At 60.9% G+C, this 24,729-nt stretch carries 22 protein-coding genes; 12 read left to right on the top strand and 10 right to left on the bottom strand.

The genetic code is table 11. From position 1 onward, the window contains the following. Window positions 1-80 precede the first annotated feature (80 nt). The 6 genes from BBD46_RS00175 to BBD46_RS00150 all read left to right on the top strand — a co-directional run bounded on the left by BBD46_RS00175 (window position 81) and on the right by BBD46_RS00150 (window position 6,578). Window positions 81-1,070: an ABC transporter permease gene (locus BBD46_RS00175; protein ID WP_071399769.1), complete on the top strand. Its 990-nt coding sequence runs from the start codon at window positions 81-83 to the stop codon at window positions 1,068-1,070. Beyond that, window positions 1,067-2,077 carry an ABC transporter permease gene (locus BBD46_RS00170; protein ID WP_071399768.1) on the top strand — a complete coding sequence of 337 codons (1,011 nt, stop codon included), beginning with the start codon at window positions 1,067-1,069 and terminating at the stop codon, window positions 2,075-2,077. The genes BBD46_RS00175 and BBD46_RS00170 overlap by 4 nt, the downstream gene beginning before the upstream one ends. Before the next feature lies 1 nt (window position 2,078). Then, complete coding sequence (locus BBD46_RS00165; protein ID WP_071399767.1) at window positions 2,079-3,365, top strand: ABC transporter ATP-binding protein; 1,287 nt, start codon at window positions 2,079-2,081, stop codon at window positions 3,363-3,365. Beyond that, a complete protein-coding gene (locus BBD46_RS00160) occupies window positions 3,365-4,828 on the top strand; it encodes an oligopeptide/dipeptide ABC transporter ATP-binding protein (protein WP_071399990.1) in 1,464 nt (487 codons plus the stop codon). Before BBD46_RS00165 ends, BBD46_RS00160 begins: the two co-directional genes overlap by 1 nt. Window positions 4,829-5,031: 203 nt before the next feature. Continuing rightward, window positions 5,032-5,409: a DUF7344 domain-containing protein gene (locus BBD46_RS00155; protein ID WP_171908123.1), complete on the top strand. Its 378-nt coding sequence runs from the start codon at window positions 5,032-5,034 to the stop codon at window positions 5,407-5,409. Between the two features lie 230 nt (window positions 5,410-5,639). Beyond that, complete coding sequence (locus BBD46_RS00150; protein WP_071399765.1) at window positions 5,640-6,578, top strand: DMT family transporter; 939 nt, start codon at window positions 5,640-5,642, stop codon at window positions 6,576-6,578. A 79-nt stretch (window positions 6,579-6,657) separates the two neighbouring features. Here BBD46_RS00150 and BBD46_RS00145 read toward each other — a convergent pair whose 3' ends face one another. Together BBD46_RS00145 and BBD46_RS00140 are read right to left on the bottom strand one after the other, a co-directional pair. Continuing rightward, on the bottom strand, window positions 6,658-7,038 hold the full coding sequence (locus tag BBD46_RS00145) for a hypothetical protein (RefSeq protein WP_071399764.1): 381 nt from the start codon (window positions 7,036-7,038) through the stop codon (window positions 6,658-6,660). Window positions 7,039-7,474: 436 nt separating this feature from the next. Then, window positions 7,475-9,703 (bottom strand): CDC48 family AAA ATPase, encoded by a 2,229-nt coding sequence (locus BBD46_RS00140; protein WP_071399763.1) that lies wholly within the window; start codon window positions 9,701-9,703, stop codon window positions 7,475-7,477. Between the two features lie 407 nt (window positions 9,704-10,110). Between BBD46_RS00140 and larC the strand changes: the two genes are divergently transcribed. Further along, the gene (gene larC / locus BBD46_RS00135; RefSeq protein ID WP_071399762.1) at window positions 10,111-11,466 is read left to right on the top strand and encodes a nickel pincer cofactor biosynthesis protein LarC; all 1,356 of its coding nucleotides are present in this window, start codon (window positions 10,111-10,113) and stop codon (window positions 11,464-11,466) included. A gap of 83 nt (window positions 11,467-11,549) precedes the next feature. Here the strand turns inward: larC and BBD46_RS00130 are convergent, their stop codons facing one another. Further along, entirely contained in the window at window positions 11,550-11,942 is a 393-nt protein-coding gene (locus BBD46_RS00130) for a hypothetical protein (protein WP_071399761.1), read from the bottom strand. Between the two features lie 690 nt (window positions 11,943-12,632). Between BBD46_RS00130 and BBD46_RS00125 the strand changes: the two genes are divergently transcribed. The 4 genes from BBD46_RS00125 to BBD46_RS00110 all read left to right on the top strand — a co-directional run bounded on the left by BBD46_RS00125 (window position 12,633) and on the right by BBD46_RS00110 (window position 17,816). After that, complete coding sequence (locus BBD46_RS00125) at window positions 12,633-14,186, top strand: hypothetical protein (RefSeq protein ID WP_084777627.1); 1,554 nt, start codon at window positions 12,633-12,635, stop codon at window positions 14,184-14,186. A 685-nt stretch (window positions 14,187-14,871) separates the two neighbouring features. Further along, a complete protein-coding gene (locus BBD46_RS00120) occupies window positions 14,872-15,618 on the top strand; it encodes a hypothetical protein (RefSeq protein WP_071399760.1) in 747 nt (248 codons plus the stop codon). Window positions 15,619-15,926: 308 nt separating this feature from the next. Next, window positions 15,927-16,775 carry a DUF4330 family protein gene (locus BBD46_RS00115; protein ID WP_071399759.1) on the top strand — a complete coding sequence of 283 codons (849 nt, stop codon included), beginning with the start codon at window positions 15,927-15,929 and terminating at the stop codon, window positions 16,773-16,775. 141 nt (window positions 16,776-16,916) lie between these two features. Continuing rightward, window positions 16,917-17,816: a hypothetical protein gene (locus BBD46_RS00110; protein WP_071399988.1), complete on the top strand. Its 900-nt coding sequence runs from the start codon at window positions 16,917-16,919 to the stop codon at window positions 17,814-17,816. Window positions 17,817-17,827: 11 nt separating this feature from the next. Here the strand turns inward: BBD46_RS00110 and BBD46_RS00105 are convergent, their stop codons facing one another. The 5 genes from BBD46_RS00105 to BBD46_RS00085 all read right to left on the bottom strand — a co-directional run bounded on the left by BBD46_RS00105 (window position 17,828) and on the right by BBD46_RS00085 (window position 23,135). After that, entirely contained in the window at window positions 17,828-18,880 is a 1,053-nt protein-coding gene (locus BBD46_RS00105; RefSeq protein ID WP_071399758.1) for a PAS domain S-box protein, read from the bottom strand. A 258-nt stretch (window positions 18,881-19,138) separates the two neighbouring features. Further along, complete coding sequence (locus BBD46_RS00100) at window positions 19,139-21,313, bottom strand: PAS domain S-box protein (RefSeq protein ID WP_071399757.1); 2,175 nt, start codon at window positions 21,311-21,313, stop codon at window positions 19,139-19,141. Between the two features lie 93 nt (window positions 21,314-21,406). Then, on the bottom strand, window positions 21,407-21,694 hold the full coding sequence (locus BBD46_RS23460) for a type II toxin-antitoxin system RelE family toxin (protein ID WP_071399756.1): 288 nt from the start codon (window positions 21,692-21,694) through the stop codon (window positions 21,407-21,409). After that, on the bottom strand, window positions 21,684-21,977 hold the full coding sequence (locus BBD46_RS00090) for a ribbon-helix-helix domain-containing protein (RefSeq protein WP_071399755.1): 294 nt from the start codon (window positions 21,975-21,977) through the stop codon (window positions 21,684-21,686). Before BBD46_RS00090 ends, BBD46_RS23460 begins: the two co-directional genes overlap by 11 nt. Before the next feature lie 171 nt (window positions 21,978-22,148). Continuing rightward, a complete protein-coding gene (locus BBD46_RS00085; protein WP_071399754.1) occupies window positions 22,149-23,135 on the bottom strand; it encodes a GDP-mannose 4,6-dehydratase in 987 nt (328 codons plus the stop codon). A gap of 400 nt (window positions 23,136-23,535) precedes the next feature. Between BBD46_RS00085 and BBD46_RS23325 the strand changes: the two genes are divergently transcribed. Further along, window positions 23,536-23,850, top strand: a complete 315-nt coding sequence (locus BBD46_RS23325) for a HalOD1 output domain-containing protein (protein WP_171908122.1) — start codon at window positions 23,536-23,538, stop codon at window positions 23,848-23,850. Window positions 23,851-23,996: 146 nt separating this feature from the next. Here BBD46_RS23325 and BBD46_RS00080 read toward each other — a convergent pair whose 3' ends face one another. After that, on the bottom strand, window positions 23,997-24,347 hold the full coding sequence (locus BBD46_RS00080) for a growth inhibitor (protein ID WP_071399753.1): 351 nt from the start codon (window positions 24,345-24,347) through the stop codon (window positions 23,997-23,999). Further along, window positions 24,344-24,724 carry a MarR family transcriptional regulator gene (locus BBD46_RS00075; protein ID WP_071399752.1) on the bottom strand — a complete coding sequence of 127 codons (381 nt, stop codon included), beginning with the start codon at window positions 24,722-24,724 and terminating at the stop codon, window positions 24,344-24,346. The genes BBD46_RS00080 and BBD46_RS00075 overlap by 4 nt, the downstream gene beginning before the upstream one ends. Window positions 24,725-24,729: the final 5 nt, after the last annotated feature.

Genomic DNA, 24,729 nt, shown 5'->3' with positions numbered 1-24,729 from the left:
TCGGACCAATGTCAAGACACGCACAGCAGACGTACCAACAGACGATCCATCTTCGCACGATTCGAACGCATACATAGTCGATGTCTCTTGCCAAATTCCTTATTAAACGAACACTACAGGGTATCTTCGTCGTCTGGGGAGTGGTCACGATCACCTTCGGACTTCGGGCTATCGCACCTGGTGACCCCGTCGACCTGATCGTTGATCCGGCGACATCCCCCGAAATCCGTCAACAGGTTCGCGAGGATATGGGACTCGACCAGCCGCTGCTCATCCAGTACATCGAGTACCTCCAGGGCATCCTGGTCGGCGACCTCGGATTCTCGTACCAGTCTCGCCGCGACGTAACGACCATGGTTATCGAACGAGTGCCAGCGACACTCGAGTTAGCGATCGCCGCAACGATCGTCGCGATCGTCATCGCGATCCCACTTGGCGTGATCAGCGCAACGAGGCGACACCAGCCCTCGGATTACAGCGCAACGATGTTCTCGCTGGTTGGGATCAGTACGCCGAACTTCTGGCTGGGGATCATGTTGATTCTCGTCCTCTCGGTGCAGTTTGGCGTGTTCCCGGTGAGCGAGCGCCCGGTTGGCTTCGTCGAAGCCGTGACCGTGCTCGTCACGACCGGCTACTTCAACGATCTGATTACCTGGTTCCGCCATATGACGCTGCCCGCTCTCACACTAGGGACGTACTTTACAGCCCTTATTACGCGACTGACACGCAGTGGTATGGTTGACGAACTCGGAAAGCCCTACGTGACGGCGACCGAAGCGAAGGGACTGCCGAGCGTGCTGATCAGATACAAGCACGTCCTTCGGAACACGATGATCCCGATCATCACGGTGCTCGGCCTTCAACTCGGGACGCTCATCGGTGGCGCGGTCATCACCGAGTGGGTTTTCGACTGGCCGGGACTCGGTACGAGGCTGATCAACGCCCTCTATGCCGGTGACTGGCCGGTGATCCAGGGCGTGCTCATCTTCATCGGGATCGGGTTCGTCGTGATCAACATCGTCGTCGACTCGCTGTACGCCTACCTCAACCCGCGGGTGGTCGACGAATGATTTCCGATCGGCTCAAATCGAGTCTGAAGCGGGAGTTCGACCAGAGTCTGATGGCGAAACTCGGACTCGCGATTGCGCTCGTCATTATTCTGGTCGCGACCTTCGCACCGATACTTGCGACCCATCATCCGGGTCAGACCGGTCACTTCGACGAGGAGGGCAGTTCCTACCCACCGATCGGGTTCGACTACGAGACACACGCCTGGGAGGATGGTGACGACGGCCGTGAACGCATTCCACACACGGTCGAGCCAACCTCCGAGCACGTACTCGGGACGAACAACCTCGGACAGGACGTCTACTCGCGGATGCTGTTCGGTGCGCGAACGTCGCTGTTAGTCGGGTTGATCGGAACCGGTCTGGCTGCGGCCTTCGGCGTGCCGTTCGGGCTGGTTGCGGGGTACTTCGGCGGGCGGACGGACGACTCCATGATGCGGGTTGCGGACATCATGCTCGCGTTCCCGTCGCTCGTCCTCGCAATCGCCCTCATCGGGGTGTTCGGCAGAAGCGTCCAACACATACCGGATCCGATCGTTATGGCCGGGTTCGCCGATGGGATGCCCGAATACGCGGTGCTTCCCGGCACTGTTACACTCGTCGTTGCACTCGTCAACTGGGTGTGGTTCGCCCGCGTCGCCCGCGGAGAGGCGCTCGCGATACGCAACGAAGAGTACGTGAAAGCCGCACGAAGCCTCGGCGCGAGCAACTGGACCGTGCTTCGCAAGCACGTCCTGCCGAACAGCCTCACGCCGATCATCGTGCTCGCGACGATCCAGGTCGCCGCGATCATCCTCCTCGAGAGTTCGCTGTCGTACCTCGGGTTCTCCGGGACGACGCTCTCGTGGGGGTACGAGATTAGCCAGGGCCAGGACTACCTGCGAACCGCCTGGTGGATCTCGACGATCCCCGGCATCGCGATCGTGCTCGCCGTAGTCAGCATCAACCTGCTCGGCGACTGGCTCCGGGACGCCCTCGACCCGAACATCGAGGGAGAGGGAGGTGTCTAACATGACTGAGGATATTATCCGCGTCGAGGGACTCTCGACTCGCTTCTTTACGGAACAGGGGCAGGTAAACGCAGTCGACGACCTTGACTTCCGCATCGAACGCGGCGAGGTCTTCGGCATCGTCGGCGAGAGTGGCAGCGGGAAAAGCGTGACCGCCCGCTCGCTCATGGACCTCATCGAGTCGCCCGGTCGGATCACGGACGGGCGTATCTGGTTCAACGACGCCGAACTTGCCGACCACATCGCCGAAGACAACGACGAAGCCGTCGACGGCGACTTCGTCGACCTGCTCTCGATCACCGAACAGGAGCGAACGGCGCTCCGGGGAACCTCCTTCAGCATGATCTTCCAGGACCCCGAGAGCAGCTTCAACCCCAGCTTGACCGTCGGCGAACAGCTCGCCGAAGCCGTCGAGGTCCAGCAACGCGCCAGTGCGAACCCACGCTCGACGAAGGCCAAGACACAGACGGCCGACTACTCCTTTAGCAACTACCTGCTCTCGACGATGCTCCCCTCCCAGCGATTCGTCACCGACGAAAGCCGGGAGCGAGCGATCGAGCTACTCGAGTTAGTCGGCATTCCGGACCCCGTCGAGCGAGCCGACGAGTACCCACACGAGTACTCGGGTGGGATGCTCCAGCGGGCGATGATCGCCCAGGCGCTTGCGGGTGAGCCGGACGTACTCGTCGCCGACGAGCCGACGACGGCGCTGGACGTGACGATTCAGGCCCAGATCCTCGATCTGCTCGACGACTTGCAGGAGGAGACGGGCATGACGATCCTGTTGATCACGCACAACCTGGGTGTCGTTGCGCGGATGTGCGACCGCGTCGGCGTGATGTACGCCGGCGAGATCGTCGAGCGGGGGACACTCGAGGACGTCTTCGACGACCACGTCCATCCCTACACGGAGGGGCTGCTCGGCTCGATTCCAGACCTCGAGAGCGCTGGCGGTCGGCTCCAGCCGATTGGCGGGAACGTCCCCAGCCTGCTCGATCACGAGATGGGAGACCGGTGTCACTTCGCCGACCGGTGTCCGAAGGCGATGGATCAGTGTCTGGAACACCCGCCCGAGTACGCTGCCTCGGGCAGTAACGACCACACCGTCCGGTGTGTGCTCGCAGAGCGCTCGTACGACGAGCGGGATGCGGTACCGGCAGGCTACTTCGACGAAACCGAACGGCCAGCGGGGGACAAGCACGAAACGCCCGACCAGTCCGCGGGCGAACCGCCGGAGGAGCGAACGCAGCCACAGACGACAATCGAGGAGTCCGGAGGTGAGTCATGATGAGTTCCGATGAGCAACACGACCACACGGCCGAGACAGCAGGGACGGAGTCAGGAGTGAACGCTGCCGGTTCCGGGTCCGAAACAGAGACGACGTCCCGAACGGGAGTCGACAGCGATGCCCACGCCACCACGTCGGCTGTAACGGGTGCTGAAGCACCGCTGGTCAGCGTCCAGAACCTCGAGAAGTACTTCTGGGAGAACGACTCGCTGCTCGACCGACTCCTGGGCGGCGAGCCAGTCGCCGTCCGCGCCGTCGACGGCGTGAGCTTCGACATCCACGCGGGCGAGACGCTCGGTCTCGTCGGCGAATCCGGCTGCGGGAAGTCGACCACCGGTGAAACCCTGTTGCGCCTCCAGGAGCCGACCGACGGCCGCGTCGAGTTCGGCGGCGAGAACGTCTACGAGATGGACGACGGATCACTCACCGACTTCCGCCAGAACGCACAGGTCGTCTTCCAGGACCCCTTCTCGAGTCTCGACCCGCGGATGACGATCGGCGACATCGTCAAGCAGCCACTCGACATTCACGACGTCGGTACCCCGGACGAACGCCGTGCCCGTGTGCAGGACCTCCTCGAGCGCGTCGGCCTCTCGACCGACCAACTCGACCGCTACCCCCACGAGTTCTCCGGCGGCCAGCGCCAGCGCATCGGCATCGCCCGCGCGCTCGCACTCGAGCCGGAGTTCCTCGTGCTCGACGAGCCGACGAGCGCGCTCGACGTCTCCGTGCAGGCACAGGTCCTGAACCTCCTCGAGGACCTGCAAAACGAGTTCGACCTCACCTACCTGCTCATCAGCCACGACCTCTCGGTGATCCGCCACATCTGTGACCGGGTCGCCGTGATGTACCTCGGTGAGATCGTCGAGGTCGGCCCCGTCGAGGAGCTGTTCGACGATCCGAAACATCCCTACACGAAGGCGCTACTCGAGAGTGTCCCGAGGGCGACGACCGAGGAACGAGAGCGCGACCGAGAGACCCTCGCGGGAGACGTGCCGTCGCCGCGTGATCCGCCGAGTGGCTGTCGGTTCCGGACGCGGTGTCCGATGGTGATCCCACCGGAGAACCTGCAGATCGAACAGGAGACCTTCCGCGAGATCATGACCGCTCGAGAGCGGGTCGAGAGTCGAGACATCTCACTCGAGACCGTTGGTGGCGACCAGATCGAATTTGAGGACGGGTCGGTTCCGTCCGAAGACGTCCCGGCGTTCGTCGATCTGCTCCACGAGCGGTTGTTCGACGAGCCGTTGCCGGATCGCCACCGCGAGGTCGTCGACGAGGCCTTCGCCGAACTGGCAGACGCCGACTGGGAAGCAGCCGAGTCGATCCTTCGGATGGAGTACGAGAGCGTCTGTGAGCGCGAGAACCCGGGTCTCGGAGAGGGCGCACATCCGGTTGCCTGCCATCTCTACGGTGAGGGCGGCGCTGGCGATCACGCAGTCGATCCAGATACCTGGAGCTAAGCGCTCACACACCCTATATTCAGGGAGTACAGAGTGTTCAGTTGCCGTAACTCGAATAATGGTATTTCTTCACACACGAGTCCCCATTTTCCGGTCGTGAGTGGCTCCAGCATCGGAATTTCGAAACGGGTTCGAAATACTGAACGAACGGACCCAATCTGTATTGGCAGTAGGTGTAATACCGTCACTAGCTTGGCATAGATATGAACCAAACCAGCGCCTCTCGGATGGAAGCGGCATGCTCACTGCTGTCAAAATCTGAGCGTCGGTATCTGCTGTATCAACTGTCGGACGGTCGCCGAGCGAATATCGACGCCCTCATCGATCAGATTGCAGCCTGGGAACTCGAGGGCGACCGGCAGGGAGACCACGACGCGGTCGACGAGGAGACGCGCCAACAGGTGTATATTTCGTTGATCCACAATCATCTGCCACGACTGGCTGATTACGAGATTATCGACTACGACCTCCGAAGCGGTGACGTCGTCCTCGACGACGGGTTCGAGGACATCAAGCCGTTACTCGAGCAGTTCAGGCAGACGGAAGAGCATCCGGAACTGCGAAAGCGAGCGACGCTGTAGCGGCGACGATCGACCACGTGGAGTCCACCGAGAGCCCCTGCTGACAGTGTGGCTGTGGCGAAACGGCGTGGGAACGACAGGGTGAGACCCAGGCCGTCTCTGTTTCTGCCGGTGATCTGGTTCGGCCCGGTCTGGTATCACCAGTGTCCATCTTCGAATCGTAACCAGCATCGGATTCTGCCCATCTTCGAATCGTAACAGATAGTGTCACAGACAGGCGAGTTGCTCCTGTGAGCCGCGCCCGAAACACCGGACTCTTTCTCGTTCTCGCTGCCGCCTGGGGAACCGCATTCGTCGCTATCAGCGCCGGACTCGAGCACTTCCCGCCGGTGCTGTTCGCTGCCTTACGCTACGATATCGCCGGCATCCTGATGCTCGCGTACGCGGCCTACGCCGTCGATGACTGGTACCCCACGGGCCGCGCAGAGTGGGCCGTCGTCGCCGTCGGCGCGACGCTGCTGATCGCAGCCTACCACGCGTTCCTGTTCGTCGGCCAGCAACACACGACCGCCGCCGCAGCCGCGATACTGGTGAGTCTCTCACCCGTTCTGACGACCGGTTTCGCCCGCCTGCTGATGCCATCCGACGCGCTCTCGGCGCTCGGCGTCATCGGTGTCGGTCTCGGACTCGTCGGTGTGGCAGTGATTTCACAGCCAGAAACCGGTGATCTGTTTGCCCCAGACGTCATCGGCAAGGTACTCGTCTTCTGTGCGGCCGCCGCATTCGCACTCGGCAGCGTTCTAACCCGCCGCATCGACGCTGCACTGCCGATCGAGACGATGGAAGCCTGGTCGATGCTCGGCGGCGCACTCCTGATGCATCTCCTCAGTCTCGCCCTTCGGGAACCGATCGAGCCGTCGGCCTGGACCGACCCGCAGGCACTCGGCGCACTCGGCTATCTCGCCGTCGTCGCGAGTGCGCTTGGCTTCCTGCTGTACTTCGACCTCCTCGAGCGACTCGGTGCCGTCGAAATCAACATGGTCTCCTACGTGGCCCCGATCTTCACGGCAATCGTGGGCTGGCTCTACCTCGGCGAGGTCGTCGACGCCGCGACGCTGGGCGGCTTCCTCCTCATCGCACTCGGGTTCGTCCTCGTCAAACGACGCGCGATTCGTGAGACGCTCGGTCGTACTCCTGGCGGGGACTCGAGTACGGGTGCTGACGACTGACGGTGCTGACGTACCAGACTCGGACATCTTCGAATAAAACGATCGGAACGGGGCTCGATGCCCGACGCCGATTTCTAAATCAGTGGTCGTTCGACTGACAGTGCTCGTGACCCACATAGAGTGCGACGAGGTTACAACCAAGCAAGAACAGGAAGAGCATCGACTCGACCCACGTCGAGAGGCCAGTAAGCAAGAGCGGGACGTACACAAACGGCAGGACGATCGCAGACCAGAACGCGATGGCACGAACGCGGAGCGAAAGCGGCTGTGACGCTGCTGGCGTGTCACGGCGGTCAGCCGGAGAGTGGGAGGGGTCGCTTGTCTGGTTCATCTGGTGGGGTGGCGTCGTGGGCCGTTCGGCCTGGGAGGTCGGCGACTCGTTGTGGTCTCGATTCGCTTGTGAGTCCGCTGTCGACGACGACTCGGCAGTTCGATCAGGGGCGACAGAAGGCTCTGACATCGACGAGTGTCTCAACGATGGGCGAGAGGCGGCATATAGGATATCGACCGTTTCGGTTCATTCGAACCCATTCGAGAGAATTCAACCGAGTGTGGGGCAAGCCTGAACACGAACTGCACCCGATTCATCACGAGAACCACCACGAGAACTCACGACGAGAATAGCGGATACTCGAGTCGGCTGCCGATTTTACCGCGACGAAACGACAGCCGCGATGCGAGCACGGTACTCGAGACGGACAGCCACTGCGGGTGTGACTAAGTCGATGTTAGCGGGGAGTAAGCACTGCTTACGGTGGTGGGCCAGCAGTCATGTGCCCTCTTTCGGTCTCGCTACAGGCGGGGACCGATACAAAACACACGGGTGAGTTGTCACTGGTGTCGGCAAGCAGCGGACGAACGCAAAACGGCGGCAGAACGAAAGCGACCGGGACGGACTACTGGAAGCCGATCCGGCTGCCGCGGCGGCCGGTCGGGTCGGGGCCACTCGAGCCGCCCTTGAACTCCTCTTCGATGCGCTCGTAGTAGTCGAGGATGTCGTCCGTGATCGTCGGACGGACGTTCTCCATCGCCTGGCGGAAGTGGCGCATCTCGACGATGTCGGCCTCATGATCCTCGCGAAGCGCCTCGATGGCAGCCTCGCGGGCGATCGACTCGAGATCGCTGCCGACGTAGCCGTCGGTGATCTCCGCGATTTCGCGGAGGGTGACGTCCGCGGCAAGCGGCGTCTCTCCCGTGTGGATGTCGAGGATGCGTTCGCGGCCGTCGACGTCGGGTTCGCCGATCATGACGAGCCGGTCGAATCGACCCGAGCGCAGCAGTGCGGGGTCGATCATGTCCGGACGGTTCGTCGCGCCGATGACCATCACGTCCTCCATTTCTTCTAAGCCATCCAGTTCCGTCAGGAGCTGGTTGACGACACGTTCGGAGACGTTGGATCCGGTTTCGCCACCGCGGCCGGGGGCGAGCGCGTCGAGTTCGTCGAAGAAGATCACCGTCGGGGAGACCTGCCGCGCCTTGCGGAAGGTCTGGCGGATGGCCTTCTCCGATTCGCCGACCCACTTCGAGAGCAGCTGTGGGCCGCGAACCGAGATGAAGTTCGCGTTGGTCTCGTTGGCAACGGCTTTCGCCATGAGCGTCTTCCCTGTTCCGGGCGGCCCGTACAGCAGGACGCCCGCTGGCGGGTCGATGCCCAACCGACTGAACCGATCGGGGTTGTTGAGCGGCCACTCGACAGACTCCTGGACCTGCTCTTTGGCGTCGTGAAGGCCGCCGACGTCGTCCCAGGAGATCTTGGGGAGTTCGACCAGGACTTCTCGCATCGCCGAGGGTTCGACCTCGCCGAGTGCGCCGCGGAAGTCCTCGCGCTTGACGATCATCCGGTCGATCAGGCTCGGCGGGATGTCCTCCTCGTCGAGATCGATCTCGGGGAGGTACCGACGCAGTGCCTTCATCGCGGCCTCCTTGGTCAGGCTCTCGATGTCAGCACCGACGAAGCCGTGGGTCTCGTCGGCCAGGTGCGAGAGCGCGACATCGTCCGAGAGCGGCATTCCGCGGGTGTGGATCTGCAGGATTTCTTCACGGCCGACCTCGTCCGGGACGCCGATCTCGATTTCGCGGTCGAAACGGCCCGGTCGGCGAAGCGCGGGGTCGACGCTGTCGACGCGGTTCGTCGCCGCGATGACGATGACTTGCCCGCGGGCCTCGAGGCCGTCCATCATCGTCAGCAACTGGGCGACGACGCGGCGTTCGACCTCGCCGGTGACGTCTTCGCGTTTTGGCGCGATGGAGTCGAGTTCGTCGATGAAGATGATCGCGGGCGACTCCTCACTCGCGTCCTCGAAGATCTCCCTGAGCTGTTGCTCGGATTCACCGTAGTACTTCGAGATGATCTCCGGGCCGGCGATCGAGAAGAACGACGCGGAGGTCTCGTTGGCCACGGCCTTCGCGAGGAGGGTCTTCCCGGTCCCCGGTGGACCGTGTAAGAGGACACCCTGTGGTGGCTCGATCCCCAGTTTCTTGAAGATCTGCGGGTGTTTCATCGGGAGTTCGACCATCTCCCGCACGCGCTGGATCTCGCCCTGGAGTCCGCCGATGTCCTCGTAGGTGATCCCGCCCCCGGTCTTCTCGAAGCCCGAAATCGGTTCCTCCCGGAGTTCGACGTCAGTATCCTCGGTGATGAGGACGACGCCCTCTGGTTCAGTCTCGACGGCGATCAGGGGGATTGCCTGGCCCGGCGAGCGCATGAACGGGTGGTTCGTCGAACTCATCACGGGCACGATGTCGCGGCCGACGACCGGCCGCTTCAGGATCTGGCGTTTGACCATACCCGCCGCGTCGGAGCCGAACTGCACCGAGGCCTCCTCCGGCGGCGCGAGCGTGAGTTTGTCCGCCTTCGTCGCTTCCGCCTTTCGAATGGTGACCCGCTCGCCGATACCCACGTCGGCGTTCTGTCGCGTGAAACCGTCAATTCGGACGGTATCCGTGTTCCAGTCCTGCCGGTCTGCACGCCATACCTTCGCTGCAGTCGTGTCTGCACCTTCGATCTCGATGATGTCGCCCGGACTGAGCTTTAGATGTAACAGCGTGTCCGGGTCGAGTCGGGCGATACCACGACCCGAGTCGTTCGGGTACGCCTTCGCAACCTCCAGTTGAACTTCATTCATGATTCAGGATGCACGGCAATGTCTGTGACTCCGATTCCGGATCGGATAGGTTTTTTGCTCGTCAAAGTTTGCTAGGTGCTACCAAAGCAATGTTTGGCAGGTAGATACATAGAAGTGTCGACGGCGGTGTGATTTGAGAGAACCAGCGTGACACTCACGTACCTGGAGTCAGTTCGCGGGCGCACCCGATTCAACTCACGTCTATAGTCGGACCACTCCCAGCCCGGCAGCCGGACCACTTCCAGCCGACCGCTGGCGAGACACCCAGAATCACCATCCGAGGAGCACGTCCACGAGCGGCCGCAGACAGACCGCAGACGCAACACGAACACACCACGAACCAACACAGACACACCACAGACACCAGAGAAGCATGGCTTTTTGCGCACGCTATCCCTCCTCTCTGTATGCACGTTCTCGCCTTCGACGGCCGCATGGGCGCAAGCGGCGACATGATCCTCGCTGCCTTACTGGATGCTGGCGCTGACCCGGACGTACTCGAGTCCATCACGGACGAACTCGACGTCGCGTATCGGATCGAGGAGACGGTTCGGTGTGGGATTTCGGGGGCGACGGTGGATGTGGTGCTGACTGGGGAACACGGTGACGGTGAGGACGAGCAGGGCGATGCGGACGCCGATGAGCAGAGTCATGTGCACGATCACGACCATGGACACGAGGATACCCATTCCCACACTGACAGCCACGACCACGCACACGAGCACACACACGACGACCATGAACACACCCACGCCGAAGGACACGGCCCACACCGCAGCTACACCGAAGTCCGCACCATCGTCGAAACCATGGCCCTCCCCGACCCCGTCGAGCGCGACGCACTCGCCATCTTCGAACGCCTCGGCGAAGCCGAAGCCAACGTCCACGGCAAGGCACTCAAGTCCATCCACTTTCACGAGGTCGGCGCGGACGACGCCATCGCGGACATCGTCGGTGCGGCGGCGCTGGTTCACGATCTCGCGCCGGATCGCATCGTCACCACGCCGCTATCGACCGGCGGTGGGACAGCCTCGATGGCCCACGGTGAGTACCCGATTCCCGCACCGGCGGTCGTCGAAATTGCGCAGGAAGCCGACTGGGCGCTTCGCGGTGGCCCTGTCGAGGCTGAACTACTCACGCCGACCGGCGCAGCGATCCTTGCACACCTCGCCGACGGCGTCGACTCGCTTCCCGAACTCGACGTGACGGCCGCCGGCTACGGCGCTGGCGGGTACGAACTCGACCCCCACCCGAACGTCCTCCGAGTGCTGGTCGGCGAGGGAGCCGGCGGATTGTACAAGGATGAGATCGCGGTACTCGAGACGAACCTCGACGACGCGACGCCGGAGGTGCTCGGCGGCCTCCAGGAAACCCTGGCTGAGGCGGGTGCACGAGATGTCTCGATTCTCCCGGCGACGATGAAGAAGTCACGGCCCGGGCATCTGGTGAAGGTGATTTGCAAGCCCGAGGACCGAACGCGGGTTGCACGGCGACTCGCCGAGGAGACGGGCACGTTGGGGGTTCGTGATTCGGGTGTGACCCACCGCTGGATCGCCGACCGGGAGTTCGAGACGGTGGCGGTGGAGCTGGATGGGGAACAGTACGAGGTGGCGGTCAAAATCGCCCGGGATAGTGACGGTGCGGTGTACGACGTGAGTGCAGAGTACGATGAGGCCTCGCAGGTGGCGTCGGAAGCCGGTGTCGCGATCCGGACGGTACTCAAGCGTGCAGAACACCTCGTAGCGGGTGCGGAGATTCAGTAACGCATGCAGCGCAAAGCGGCGTTTTGACTGACGATGAGAAATTGAAAGAAGGTGGTTATCGTCGGCGGTATCGACTGTTGTTATCAGTCGCCGTTGCCGTTGAAGTCGAGGTCAATGTCGCCGACATTGACGTTGTCACCGCTCTCGGCCGTCACGTCACTGACTTCGGCGTTGTTAACCTGAACCGCGGTCTGGTCCTGGTTCACTTCAGCGTTAGAGGCACTGAAGGAGGATGCGCCGGTCGAGGTGCCCCACTTGCTGTCAGAGGCCGATGCACCAAGGGCGAACGAACTGGAGTGCGACTCAGCGATGCCTACCTGTGCGTTGTTGTTGTTCTGGTCGATTCCGATCTCGACGCTCGCGTCACCCGTCTCTTGATCGACGTCGTTCTGTGCTGCTGCCGTGCCGGCGAACCCCATGAACATGAGGCTGCCGATGAGCGCTACCGTCAGTGTAATTGCGAGTGTTCGCTTCATGTGTTGTAATCCTGAGGCACGCTCCACGACAGACCGGGGCCCCTCGTGACGACGAGTTCAGTGTTCAAGCCACTGGTGGCCCCGATTGCTGTGGCGCGTTGCCCGGTCATAACCCAACAGCGAGGAGTACTTCAACCCGAACAACGGTTTCACGGCGAATACTCCGATTAGCCCGATTGAAGCCGAAACTATCGCTCTGTGAGCCATCCTACACCTCGCTGAAACGCGTGTTTCTCTGGAACGATGACGACAGTCTCTCAGCCCCGTCGTTGACCGGCCATTGAACGGTTGCAACAGACGAGTGTAGCCAGACACAGAAACGGGGTGACTGTTTTGAGAACGGTAACGCCCTACTTTGGTCGCTGTAACAATCATCGGGCAGTGACCGTTCAGGTGGGACGAATCCGAACAGGGTGGTTGTGTGTCTGTAGACACCGCTCTAACCGGATGCAGTCGGTCCGCTGTTTCGGTGGCTACCACCGTCGAAAGCACTCCATTCGGAGGCAGAAGTCGCCGTCTTCCGTTCGGTAGGCGCTTCCATCAGTTCGACAACAACCAGATAACAAAGTCTGTCATCAGGATACGAAGGTTTGCGCCGTGGAGATGCAGAAACAAAAGACTCTCACGGCTCAGATCAAACGAAACATGAGTAACACAACGACAAGACGGTCACAGTATACGACCGTCCTGATGGCGTGTATCGTCGCCCTATCGATGATTGCGATGGGCGCCCCCGCAGCAGCAGCCGGCGAGGACGTGAAGTCGAACGGTGACGTTCACGCACTCGAGAACGGTGAAGAACTGTACCTGGTCTTCGGTGCTGAGCTCGACGGGATGACACTCGACGAGTATATCGAAGCTCACGCGTCCGGCGAAGCTGACGCGACGGTGAACCAGTACCAGGATGTTGATCAGGTGAACATCAACCAGCAGTCGAACGCAACCTCGATCGCGATCGACGGCGGTGAAGCAACCGCGATCCAGGAGGCGAACCAGTACAACGACAACGAGCAGTTCGCCGAGGCACTCGCGGAGACGCAGGCTGGCCAGTTCACCTCCTTCGAGGATGTCGGCACCGTCAACGTCGTCCTCGGTAACGGTGACGGCAAGCAGTTCGACGGCTGGGGTATTGCCGACAAGAAGGGCCACAAGGACAAGGTCGACACTGATGCCGATCAGGTCGCCGAAGCTGAAGTGACCCAGAGTCAGTACGTCGGTCAGCTGAACTACAACGAACAGAGCACTGCGTTCGCTCTCGCGGACAACGAGAGCGAGGCGCTCGCGATCCAGCAGTCCCACCAGACGAACCAGAACCTCCAGCAGGGAGTCGCGAACGCGACGAACGTCTACGCTGGTGGCGGTGACTTCATGGACCAGTCCGCTGACGCGACGGTCAACCAGGAGCAGGCGGCCTACCAAGAGAACGTCAACCAGCAGGACAGCGCAGTTGCGATCGCCGTCGGTGAAAACAGCACCGCAACGGCGATTCAGCTCACCGAACAGTCGAACTTCAACGAGCAGATCGGTGCCGCAGACGCCTCGAGCGTCTTCGCCTCACTCGCCGGCATGAACATCGCGACGGCCGGTATCGACGACGCCGCTGCGATGGAAGACACCGCACAGGCAGTGAGCGCGCTCGATGAGAAGGCGGACGAGAAGGACGCGAAGTACGACGACAAGAAGCATGACGATAAGAAGGACGACAAGAAGGACAAGGACCACCACAAGAAGGGTGCTGACGACGGCGACGGACAGACCGCAACCTCCGGCGTCGCTCAGGCACAGGAAGTCGAACAGATGAACGTCAACCTCCAGAGCACTGCGATGGCGATCGCGACCAACGGCAGCGACGCCACTGCAGTCCAGCTCGCCCACCAGACGAACATCAACGCACAGATCGGCTTCGCTGACGCGCTGAACGTCTACGCCGGGCCCGGCTACGTCCACGACAGCACCATCCACTCCGAGACCACCAGCATGACGCTCGGTGGCGGTGATGTCGAGGGTGCACCCGGCATCGCGTTCGACACCGACGCACAGCAGACTAACGACGTCGAGCAGGAGGCGACCGCCGCAATTCAACAGCTCCAGTTCATCAACCAAGAGAACATCAACGAGCAGCAGGCTGCAATCGCCGTCGCCGACGACGGTGGCAGCGCTGACTCCGCACAGGTCGTCCTCCAGGAGAACGAAAACGTTCAGTTCGGAGCGGTCTCCGCAACGAACGTCTGGGCCGGAGCCTAATTCGCGCTTCTGCGCATACGTTCGGCCGTATTCTGCTATTCGACTCTTTCTCGTTTCTTCGGTACGACCATCGGAAGACCGGCCAATGCGGTTGGAGAGACAGACCCTGATTTTCAGAGCCCCAATCGTTCAGAGTTCAGCGTTCAGCGTTCAGAGACGCATCGCGAGCGAGTACCACGTTTGTCTACGTCCACGAAGGTATCGAATATTCATAATCAATCTACTGCACCACCATGCCACGACAGACGACCGGATCACAGAACAGAACGCTACTCGAGTGCAGTGCCAAATGAGCGCTCAGAACAGTCTCGACTACGGAATAGTGACTTGTTCGTCGCGGTGGTATGATCGGCGGGTAGCCGTGACGACGTCAGGCAGTGTGTCACAGTCAACTGCCTCGAGGTCAAGCCCCGAGGTATCCGCCTTGAGTTTTGATGAAGGAGACCGAGCCACGGGTAGGAGCATCCTACCAGGTAGCAGAACAGGAGACCTCCGTCGACGGCTAGTCGCTATCGGCTTACTGGCTCGGTCCAGTTCGCTATGAGGCGATCGAGGCGAGAATCGGAGAGTGAGGGTTCTACGCGACGAATAGGGAAACCGAACACAGCACAGTGACGAGACAACCGTTCTGACAGTCATCGGTTCGTGAAAAACTACCATTACGTCGGTCGTGTGGCTCCCCAGTATGGCCCGTACTCGTGCCCCGCTCGCCGTACTCACCGTGACCGCGCTGCTTGTGACGAGTGTCTCCAGACGGACGTTCGCGACACTGGCCGGGAGCACCACCCTCGCACTGCTCGCAGGCTGTCTCAACGAGGATGGCACGTCCGGTTCGACGACGCCGAACGGGACCGGCACGGCAACCGAATCAGACACATCCGACGACCATGCCGCCACTGACAGTACCGGCACGGAACCCAGCCAGATCGATTCAGACCAACTCGAGTCGCTCAGCAACGACAGCGACGTACTCGAGCAGGCGACGATTCAGACCGAGTCGGAGCGCGAGGTCTGGGAGTACAGAGAAGGGACGTACAGCGTACAAGTCGTGAATGCGGTGTCGGATGGTGTCGAGGTGACGATGACTGTCGAACACGACGGAGAGCGGGTAGTGGATGGATTGATTCAGATTCCCGGGGCTGGGGCTGTCGTACTCGAGTTCGGTGCAAGCGGAACCTACGACCTTGTGGTAGCGACGGAGACGGCAACTGCTGAAACGACTGTGGACTGGCGGCTGGCAGACTGTTCGGTGGGGGTGACAGAGATGGCGGTTGGGTCAGGTGGGGCCAGCGAGCTGGGTGGGGAGGATGGAGAGGATGGGGTGGACGGCTTCGGCGTGTCAGAGAGAGCGGCTGAGTCGGTCGACGCAGATGGGGCAGACGGCGCGGATGGAGCAAACGGGATCGAAACGAGAACCGCATTGCAATGCTGAAATGAGAGGATCGTGACACAAGACTGTATCAATATGAAAGAACGAGGTAGCCAGCTGCTAACTCAAACGTCACAGAAAGAGTTCTTGACCCATTGACACACCTACATTGCAATTGCTAATTCCCGAAGGAGAACCTATTTAGTATCGGGTGCGCAGAACTGTGGCATGAACACCAGTGAGCCCGCCCGGGATCGCAACCACACGACGGGCAGCACAGCCCCCACTGCGAGAGCAGTGAGCAAGAGCACAGTCAACAGAAAGAAACCGGTGCGGTGTCACCGGAATCAATCACGTCACCGAGCAAACCAATGGCACTGATCGACGAAGACGGCAACATCTTCGGGGTCGTCAACGTCGTCGACGCGCTCGTCATCCTCATGGTGTTGGCCGTCGTCGTGGCGGGGGCCGCACTCGTTCTGGGCAGTGGTGACGAGCCAGCGGCGGACGACGAATCGGAGAGCGGACCCGACGGGGAGTCAGAGACACGCTACGTCACCCTCGACCTCGGTGACCAGCCCGACTACGTTGCCGAGCGCCTGGATAACGGAACGACCGCCACGGTCGCAGGTACCGGTGAGCAAGTGACGCTGAGCGACGTCTACGTCACGGCACCGCCACCGAACGGCCCGCAAGAGGCGCTCGTCCGTGCAGAGGTCGACGGATTGGCGAGTACGGAGAACGACCGCGACGTGTTCCGCGTCGGATCGGAGCCGCTTCACCTCGGCGAGAGCCTTCGCCTCGATCTCGGCTGGTACACCACGAACGGCACGGTCACTGCGGTCGATGCCGACGACGACACGCTCGGTATCGAGCCGACAACGACGACCGCGACCGTGTCTCTCTCGAACGTCGATCCGAGCGTCGCGGACCACCTCTCGGAAAACATGACTGAAACCGCACACGGCGAGACCGTTGTAACGGTCACCGCCGTCGAACGTGACCCAGCAACCGTCGTCGCCGAAACCGAGGACGGGGAACTCTACGAAACCGAACACCCACAGAACGAGGACGTAACGCTCACCGTCGAGCTAGAAACGACAGAGCGGACTGGTGAAGCGGGTGTTTACTTCCGCGGTGACCGACTCACGGCCGGAAGCTCTATTGCGTTCGACCTTGAGTCCACGACTGTTAGCGGTACCGTCACCGAACTCGAGTGACGGCGTCATCTGTCGTCCTATGTTCGCTCTCACTATGATCTTCGCTCATTGCGAACGCTTCGCAGTCTGTCGAGCGACAGCGCTCGGGCCGCGAGTGATACGGCGACCCTGGCCGCAGCCATCGACCGAGGTGCGAACACGATGAGTGATCGATCGGAGTCGACCACCGACTCAGATACCGATCACGACACCGATGAACGGGCTCGAAACACCGACGAGATGGCGGGCGGAGCGGCCACTGAAGACGCGGGTCGTGAACCACCGACGACGGACGCCGATGTGGCGGGCGTGGTGGATACCGCCACTCGGCCAGACGAAGACGCTGGCACCTCTCGCGTCGCCCAACTCACGGATACGGCTCGCGAATCAGCCGCACAGTCGCGGCTGGCCGACGTATCGGCGGCGTTCTCGCGCGTCGAATCGCGAGCGACGGCGGTGGCAAAACAGTCACGGATCGCCTCGATCGGTGCCATCTGGAAACACTACGTCGAACAGTCGTACTGCTATCGCTGGCTTACGGCCGAACCCGATCCCGACGTGATCGTTATAGACCTGCGCGAGACGTGGACCGTCGGGCCGGTGATTCGAGTGCTCGATCGCGTGCTCGCACGTCTCGACGTTGCACTCGAGTCCTCCGGACTCGCAACGCGAGGGCGTCAGGGGTGGGCCGCGATTCGTGACCGACCGATTCGGATCGTGAGCCTCCTGGTTCTTCCCCTGCTTCTCATCTCACTGTTGTACTCGGTTCTGAGTGGAACGGCCCCGTCCGAACTGGCAATTGTCTTCACGCTCGGTGTCTCGGTCCTGGCAGCAGCGGGAACCCGGTCACAGCGGAGTCTCGACGAGTTGGTGGAGACGCGGGCCGGGCAATGGCTTATCGCGGCGTTCGAGCCGCCTGAGCCGCCAGAGGCGGCCGGCCGAAGCGACGAACTGGACTCCTCGGAAGCGAGAGCGGAAGGAGTGGGGACAGACCGAGAGAGAACGGAGGAGGCAGACGGGGATGCAGAGGTCACAGGAGAAGGACGCAGCGACGAGACGTAGCTGAGGAACGTCTACTCGATGTAGAATTCGAACCGCGCTCCGCCAGTGCTCTCGCCGAGTTCGATCTCCCAGTCGTGAGCGGAGGCGACTCGTTCGACAATCGAAAGCCCAAGACCGGTTCCGTCGCGGTGTGTCGTGTATCCGTGATCGAAGATCGATTCGCGTTCGTCCTCGGGGATCCCGTTCCCATCGTCTTCGACGTAGAACCCAGTGTCGGATGCGAGCCAGCCGACCTCGACTGTCACGTTCGGGCCGCCGTGCTCGACGGCGTTGTTGAACAGGTTCTCGAGTAACGACTTAAACTGTGTTTCGTCGGCCTGAACTGGTCGGACGTCGTCCGTGATGGTCAGCGTCGCGTTCTTCGTATCGACCCAGCGCCAGGATTCAGTCGCGACATCCTCGAGTGAGACACGCTCGCGAGAGTGGGCCTGATTTTCCTGTCTGATGAGCGTGAGCATGTCGTCGTGAAGTTCCTGAATTCGCGTGAGAGCGTCCATGATCTCGTCTAATTCGGCCCGGTCGAGATCGGTCATCAGGTCTGTTGTGTACCCCTGCGCGATGTTGACTGGATTCTGTAGGTCGTGTGAAAGGAGGCTCGCGAACTCTGTGAGGCGCTCGTTCTGTTCCTGCAGGCGATTTTCTTTTTCCTTCCGATTAGAGATATCTTGAAACACGCCGGTGAACAGCCTGGTTCCCTTGTACTCATGCTCCCGGAGGCTAACCGATACTGGAACCTCGTGTCCATCCTTGTGGAGTGCAGGCAACTCCATTCCGTCCCAGTCGATATTTCGCTCACCGGTGTCGATGTACTTCGCGAGTTGGCGCTCGTGAACCGGCCGCAATCGCTCAGGGATGATCTCGAGTTTCGAACTCCCGACCAGTTCCGACGGCGTGTAGCCGAGAATGTCCTCGATAGCGGGATTTGCAAATAGAATCTGGCTCTGTTTGTCGATTGTGAGCAGTCCTTCCGACGTGTTCAGTGCAAGAATTCGAAAGAAGCGATCGTCGATATCGGAGAGCTCATCGGAGATATGCTCATAATCAGATATGTCGTCCCCAGTCATTCGACTCTACTAGCGATTCATGCGGTATAAACCTTCAGTCAAACTAGTTTGTGCTCATGGCCGAATAGTCTGGTTGCTGACTGTATTGCGAATCTTGTTTTGTGTTGGCTATTTCCATCCCAGGACAGGTCGCCACTGCGAACCGGTCGCTGGCTTTCTCGTATAGTGGGTTCGGGTGCAGTCCTGGACGATGGGCACGCTGTCGTCACTCTCCGTCAGTCAGTCCAGGTCTGGGTTGCGCACTCCAGTACGATCCGCTCAGGAGCGCTGTGGTTCCGGACGCAAGAGCGCGACCGAAATACGGTTTCCGCCACCATCCATCGCCTCGTGTTCGATCATCCCTCCGGACATCGTGACCAGCCAGTTGACCAGCCAGAGACCGAGTCCCGACCCGTGGTGGACCGGTGATTCGTCGTTCCCGAGCAGCCTCGTCCGATCCATCTCGGCGATATGCGGATTCGTGTCCTCGATCCGTACGACGACAACCGCAGCCGTCCGCCCGTCCGATGCAACCGTCGTCGTCTCCGTTTCGACGGTGATCGACACGGTGGGCGAGGCGTCTGTCGCATGGCGAACCGCGTTTTCGATCAGTTCGCGGAACGCAACGGCAACTTCCGGCGGAGCCAACACGGTCGGATCCGCTCCATCCTCTCGCGAAACGTGGACACTCTCCCCGCCCTCCGGAAGGCTGGCACTCGAGTACGCCTGATCGAGCAGCGACGAGATCGGGACGGTGTCCGGATCGAACGAGGCCGACGAGAGGACCGATTCGATCCGGCGGGCCTTCTCGCTCGATTCGAGCAGGCTGAGCGCCGGCGCTCGAACGTTTTCTATGACGGCCTCCTCACTCGACGCCGAGTCGAGCAGTTCCTCGAGTTGGGCGAGCTGGACGTTGAGATGGTTTCGGATGTTGTGGCGGAGTATCCGGTGGAGCACCGCAATGCGTCGCTCGTACTCGATCCGTGCCGTGACGTCGGTCTGGAAGCCGACGAAGTACGACACCGAGCCATCGTCGTCGAACACCGGCGTGATCTGCACGTTGTTCCAGAAGGGGGTACCGTCGCGTCTGTAATTGAGGATGTCGACATCGACTGGCTCCGCGTTGTCCAGTCGCTCGCGTATTGTGTCGACTGTCGACTCCGCGGTGAGCGGGCCCTGCAGAAATCGGCAGTTGCGACCGAGCGCATCCCCCCTGTCGTAGCCCGTCAGTTCGCAGAATTGCTCGTTGACGTAGGTGATCGGCATGTCGGCTTCGGTGGGGTCGGCGATAACGATCCCCATCGAAGCTTCGTCCATCGCCTTGGTCTTCCACTCGAGTTCCCGCTTGTGTTCCTTGCGTGCGGTGATGTCGGTGATCAACCCCTCCAGCGCAGTGACCGAGCCATCCGCATCTGTAATTCCTCGGCCGCGGTCGATGACCCACTTCGTCTCGCCAAACCGCGTTTTGAGCCGGTAGGTGAACTGGAACGTCTCGCCACGAGACACCGCCTCTCGAACGGTCTCCCACACCATCTCGCGGTCCTCGGGGTGGATCACATCGTTCCACAGGAGTCGCTGTGTCTCGAGCGAGTGGGCCGTGTAGCCGAGAAACTCCTCGACGTTCCCGAGGACGTGTTGCATCGGCCAGTCGGGATCGTACCCGCAGCGATAGACAACGCCCTGGAGGTTGTCCGCCAGCGTGTCGAACTGCTGTTCGCGAGCCAGTTGCTCGGAGACGTCGCGGACGACACAGACGTGTCCACCGTTTTCGAGACTCGTGAGCGAGAGTTCCTCGGGAAACGTCTCACCAGTGATTCGCTTCCCTCGACTGCGTCCGCTCCACTCACCGTTGTGGCGGAGTGCCGGCAGGATCTCGTCGGTGAAGCGCTCGATTTCGTCGGCTGGATAGAGGTGTTTCCAATGGGTCCCGATGAGATCCTCGGGTTCGTAGCCGTACACTGCTGCGTACGCATCGTTGACGTAGATGTACCGATTGTCCGGCCCAAGCAGTCCGACCCCTTCGGTCGCACTCGCGAGTGCCTGATAGACCCTGTCCCGTTCCTGGGTGGACCGATGTCGGTCGACGAATTTCTCGATCCGATTCAACAGCAGGTCGTAGCGTTCTGTCCCGCCCGTTTTCTCCAGATAGTCGGTCGCACCAGCCGATATCGCATCGCTCACGATCCGCTCTGTTCCCTCCGCAGTGAACAGGACAACCGGGAGCTCAGCGTGTGCGTCCCGGACACGCTCGAGTAACTCGAGTCCGTTCGACTCGGGAAGATCGTACTCGGTTACCAGACAGTCAATACTGTGGTCGTCATCGGCGAGGTACTCGAGTGCGGCCGCTGCTGTGTCGACAGCTGTGACCGTGACCGACGCGTGTGTAGCCGCTGTCGACACATATGTCGCGAAGGCAGCGTCGGTGTCCACATGCAGAATGTGGAACGGGTGCATGTCCCCAACTGGTGTTCGCTGTCCGGATAAGTGTTCACGCTCTGTGACTGGTTCAACGGATGACGTCTCAAGGTTGTCTACAGCCAATGAGACTCAATCGTCGTCGGCGGTATACGCACCGCTTCGATGTTCGATTCGATGGACTTCGAGTGTGTCCGCCCCGTGGTTCGGAATACAAGCCACCCTGTACTGCCCAATGCGCAGTTTATCGAATGGCCCACCGGTCAACGGTTCGAGGAAGTCGTCCGGATCTCGCCATTCGGAGTTGACGATCTCGTCGAGTTTCGTAACGATCCGGTCTTGCGTGTGCGGATCGAGGGACTCAAATTGAGTCGCTGCCCGGGAAGTGAATTTCCACGTCCAGTTGCCGTCACTCGTCATCGTCTGCAGCCATCAACTCGAGAACGTCCTCACGCGAAACAAACTCCGCCTTGCCGGTTCGCAGTTCGTGTTCGCCCGCAGCGATCTGTTTCCAGCCCTCTCGAGAGAACTCTGGGTGTTTGATGGCGTCACGAGCGGCATAGCGAAGGAATTCACTCCGGGAATTGAATCCCTGATCCTTCCAGTTCTGATCGATGTCCTCAAGGAAGGCTTTGCTCACACGGAGATTGATCTGGACCGTTTCCGGTTCGTCTCCGCCGTTGGCTGTATCTGTACCGGACATTATACACACATGCTTTACACAGGTGTCGTAATAAGGGTTCTCACGTGATGGCGCCGTGACAGCTACTGCTGATCAAGTCGTGTCTGTAACGATGGTAGGGCGAGACCAGAAAGGGGTTCCAAAATCCTCCATGGTCGTGAAGCCAGACGCGATACGACCAGGAGACTCTGCTTACGAGTTCACGACGAGCGGCTCGTACCACTCGCGGTTCGTCTCGTACCAGTCGATGAACTCCCTGACGCCCTCGCGGATATCCCGACTCGGCTCGTAGCCGATCAGCTCGTTCGCCTTCGAGATGTCCGCGTGCGTGTGTTCGGCATCGCCATCTCGTGCTTCGGTGTACTCGACTGGGAGGTCGGGATCGATCTCGTCGCGGACGACCTCCGCGAGCGTCTCGATGTCGATGTTGTCCGTCGAGCCGATGTTCATCAGTTCTCCGTCGGCGCTGTCGTCGGTGAGCAGGCGGTGATTGGCGTCGACGACGTCCGCGATGTAGGTGAAGTCTCGGGTCTGTTCGCCGTCGCCGTAGATGACCGGCGGCTCGCCGCGCATACAGCGCGAGACGAAATTCGAGATCGCCATGTTGGGCCGCATTCGCGGCCCGTAGACGGTGAAATAGCGCAGGGAAACCGTCGGGAGACCGTACACCTCGTTGTAGACGCGCATGTAGTGTTCGGCCGAGAGCTTGGAGACGCCGTAGGGGGAGACGGGTTCGTTCGGGTGGGCCTCGTCGTAGGGGAGGTACTCCGGTTTGCCGTAGACACTCGAGGAGGAGGCGTAGACGACGCGGTCGACGTCGTTGGTGCGGGCCGCCTCGAGGACGTTGACGGTTCCCGTAACGTTGAACTCGTTGACCTTGTCGGGTTCCTCGACGCTCTTGCGGACGCCGGCCTGGGCGGCCTGGTGGTAGATGACGTTGGTTTGGGTGGTGAGCGAGGTGAGGAGGTCGGAATCGGTGACCGAGCCGTCGACGATCTCGCAGGAGCCGTCGGAGTCGGTAGCGGCTGCTTCGACCGCTTCGACGTTGTGTTCCTTGATCCCGAGGTCGTAGTACGGTTCGTAGTTATCCAGCACCGTAACGTCGTGGCCGGCCGCGGCGAACGACTCGGCGAGGTGACCGCCGATGAAGCCGGCACCGCCCGTGACGAGAATGTCCATATCCGGACGAACACGTGTATCAAGAAAAGTGGATTGCTCTCGCCGTTGAGACTAGTTGGCTGGAGGACTGAGACATGAGTAGGCCGACTGCGGGGTGCGACGCGAGTAGTGGGACACGCGTGCACCCTGCAGTCGGACCTGTGTCCGATTCACAGGGATAGTGGATCGGACAGCGGCAGTGGGCTACCGTCCGACGACGGTAGCGACGCGAAGAGGACGGTGTTGTCGACTCGTACGGTGGTTGTATCGGCAACGCCGCCTGCTTCGCTATCTGTGCAGTGGTATGGGGTGTGTATTAATCTACTGGCCGCCCATCGTGTAAACCGTGTGGTTTTAGAGGGGTTATGATACCCAACTGTATTGGAACCAGTCTCTTTGGACGATAGTCACACTCTCTAATGTGACCAACCCCAACAGCGGCTCCAATCCGGAGAGTGAGGACCTCCTCCTCCGTGTCAACGTCCAGGGGTCCGATTCACTCACAGCAGCGATTACGCGGGCGGTTGCCGCCAGAACCAATACTCCAGTGGCCGACCTCCCGCCGCTGCACGACCGAATAGATCCGGCGGCACTGGATTCGCTTGTCGACCACGCAAATCGTCACGAGTCACCCGTCCGTGTAACCTTTCGGTATTACGGCTATACGGTGGCTGTGACCCACGACTGTTGCGTACAGCTGTTTGAGCCCCACTCTGAGAACTGCGTCGAACGGTGAAGTGTGGAGGGGGCCCCCCTGAATCACGACACAGATCGGTATCGACCCGTCCGTTCAGTTGCACTGCATCATCGAAGCGACCAATCGACAGCCTGCTGTGTGGAGATGGAATTTGGCGTTCGGCAACAGGTCGTCATGGGTGAGGGTTACGATCGGAGGTACTCGACGAGGGACTCAATCGCGTCAGTACAGCAGCCCTCGGCGATTCGTCCCTGCCAGTAATCGATGTCCTCGCTCGTAATCGATTGAACCCCCCACGGAGCGATTCGGCTGTCGACAGGCGTCCCGCCACGGAGCCAGTCGTCAGACTCGATTTCGATGCGTCCGTCCATCCACGTTCTGGTCGTCAGGGTGACTGCAATATACTGCTCGCCGTGGAACGGTCGCCCGTCGTGGTTGGAGAGGATAAGCCACGGACGAGCCGCTTCGTCGCCTTTGTACGGGTCGTCACCATAGACGACGTCGCCGGGCTCGTAAATCGGCTCCGTCGCCGTCATCTATCGTCAGTATTGTCTTGCTGACTCGGATGCGGTTCATCGGGCGCGTGTGCTCGCCACTCCTCTCGCGCCTCTGTCCCAAGCTGGTCATTGAACAGCGCCGTCGCCCGGGCATAGCCGCCGTGCGCCTCGAGTCGCTCGACGTCCGTCGTAATCGCCCAGTAGGACCCCTTGTGCTCGACGAGGCTCCGATTCTTCAATCGGGACAGCGCCGTACTCACTGCACCCTCGTCCAGTTCGGTCCGTCGAGCAACCTCTTTCGCTTTGAACGCCGACTCATCGTTCGCAGCAAGAAAACCGATTACCTGATCGGTCGCCGATAGTCCCTCGAGTTCCTCCTCGCTCGAGTGCTCGAACGTGTCTCTATCTATCGGCATTACTA

This window comes from Natrialba sp. SSL1 (genome assembly GCF_001861355.1).
Taxonomy (GTDB): domain Archaea; phylum Halobacteriota; class Halobacteria; order Halobacteriales; family Natrialbaceae; genus Natrialba.
This window is presented reverse-complemented; position numbering and strand designations above follow the sequence as displayed.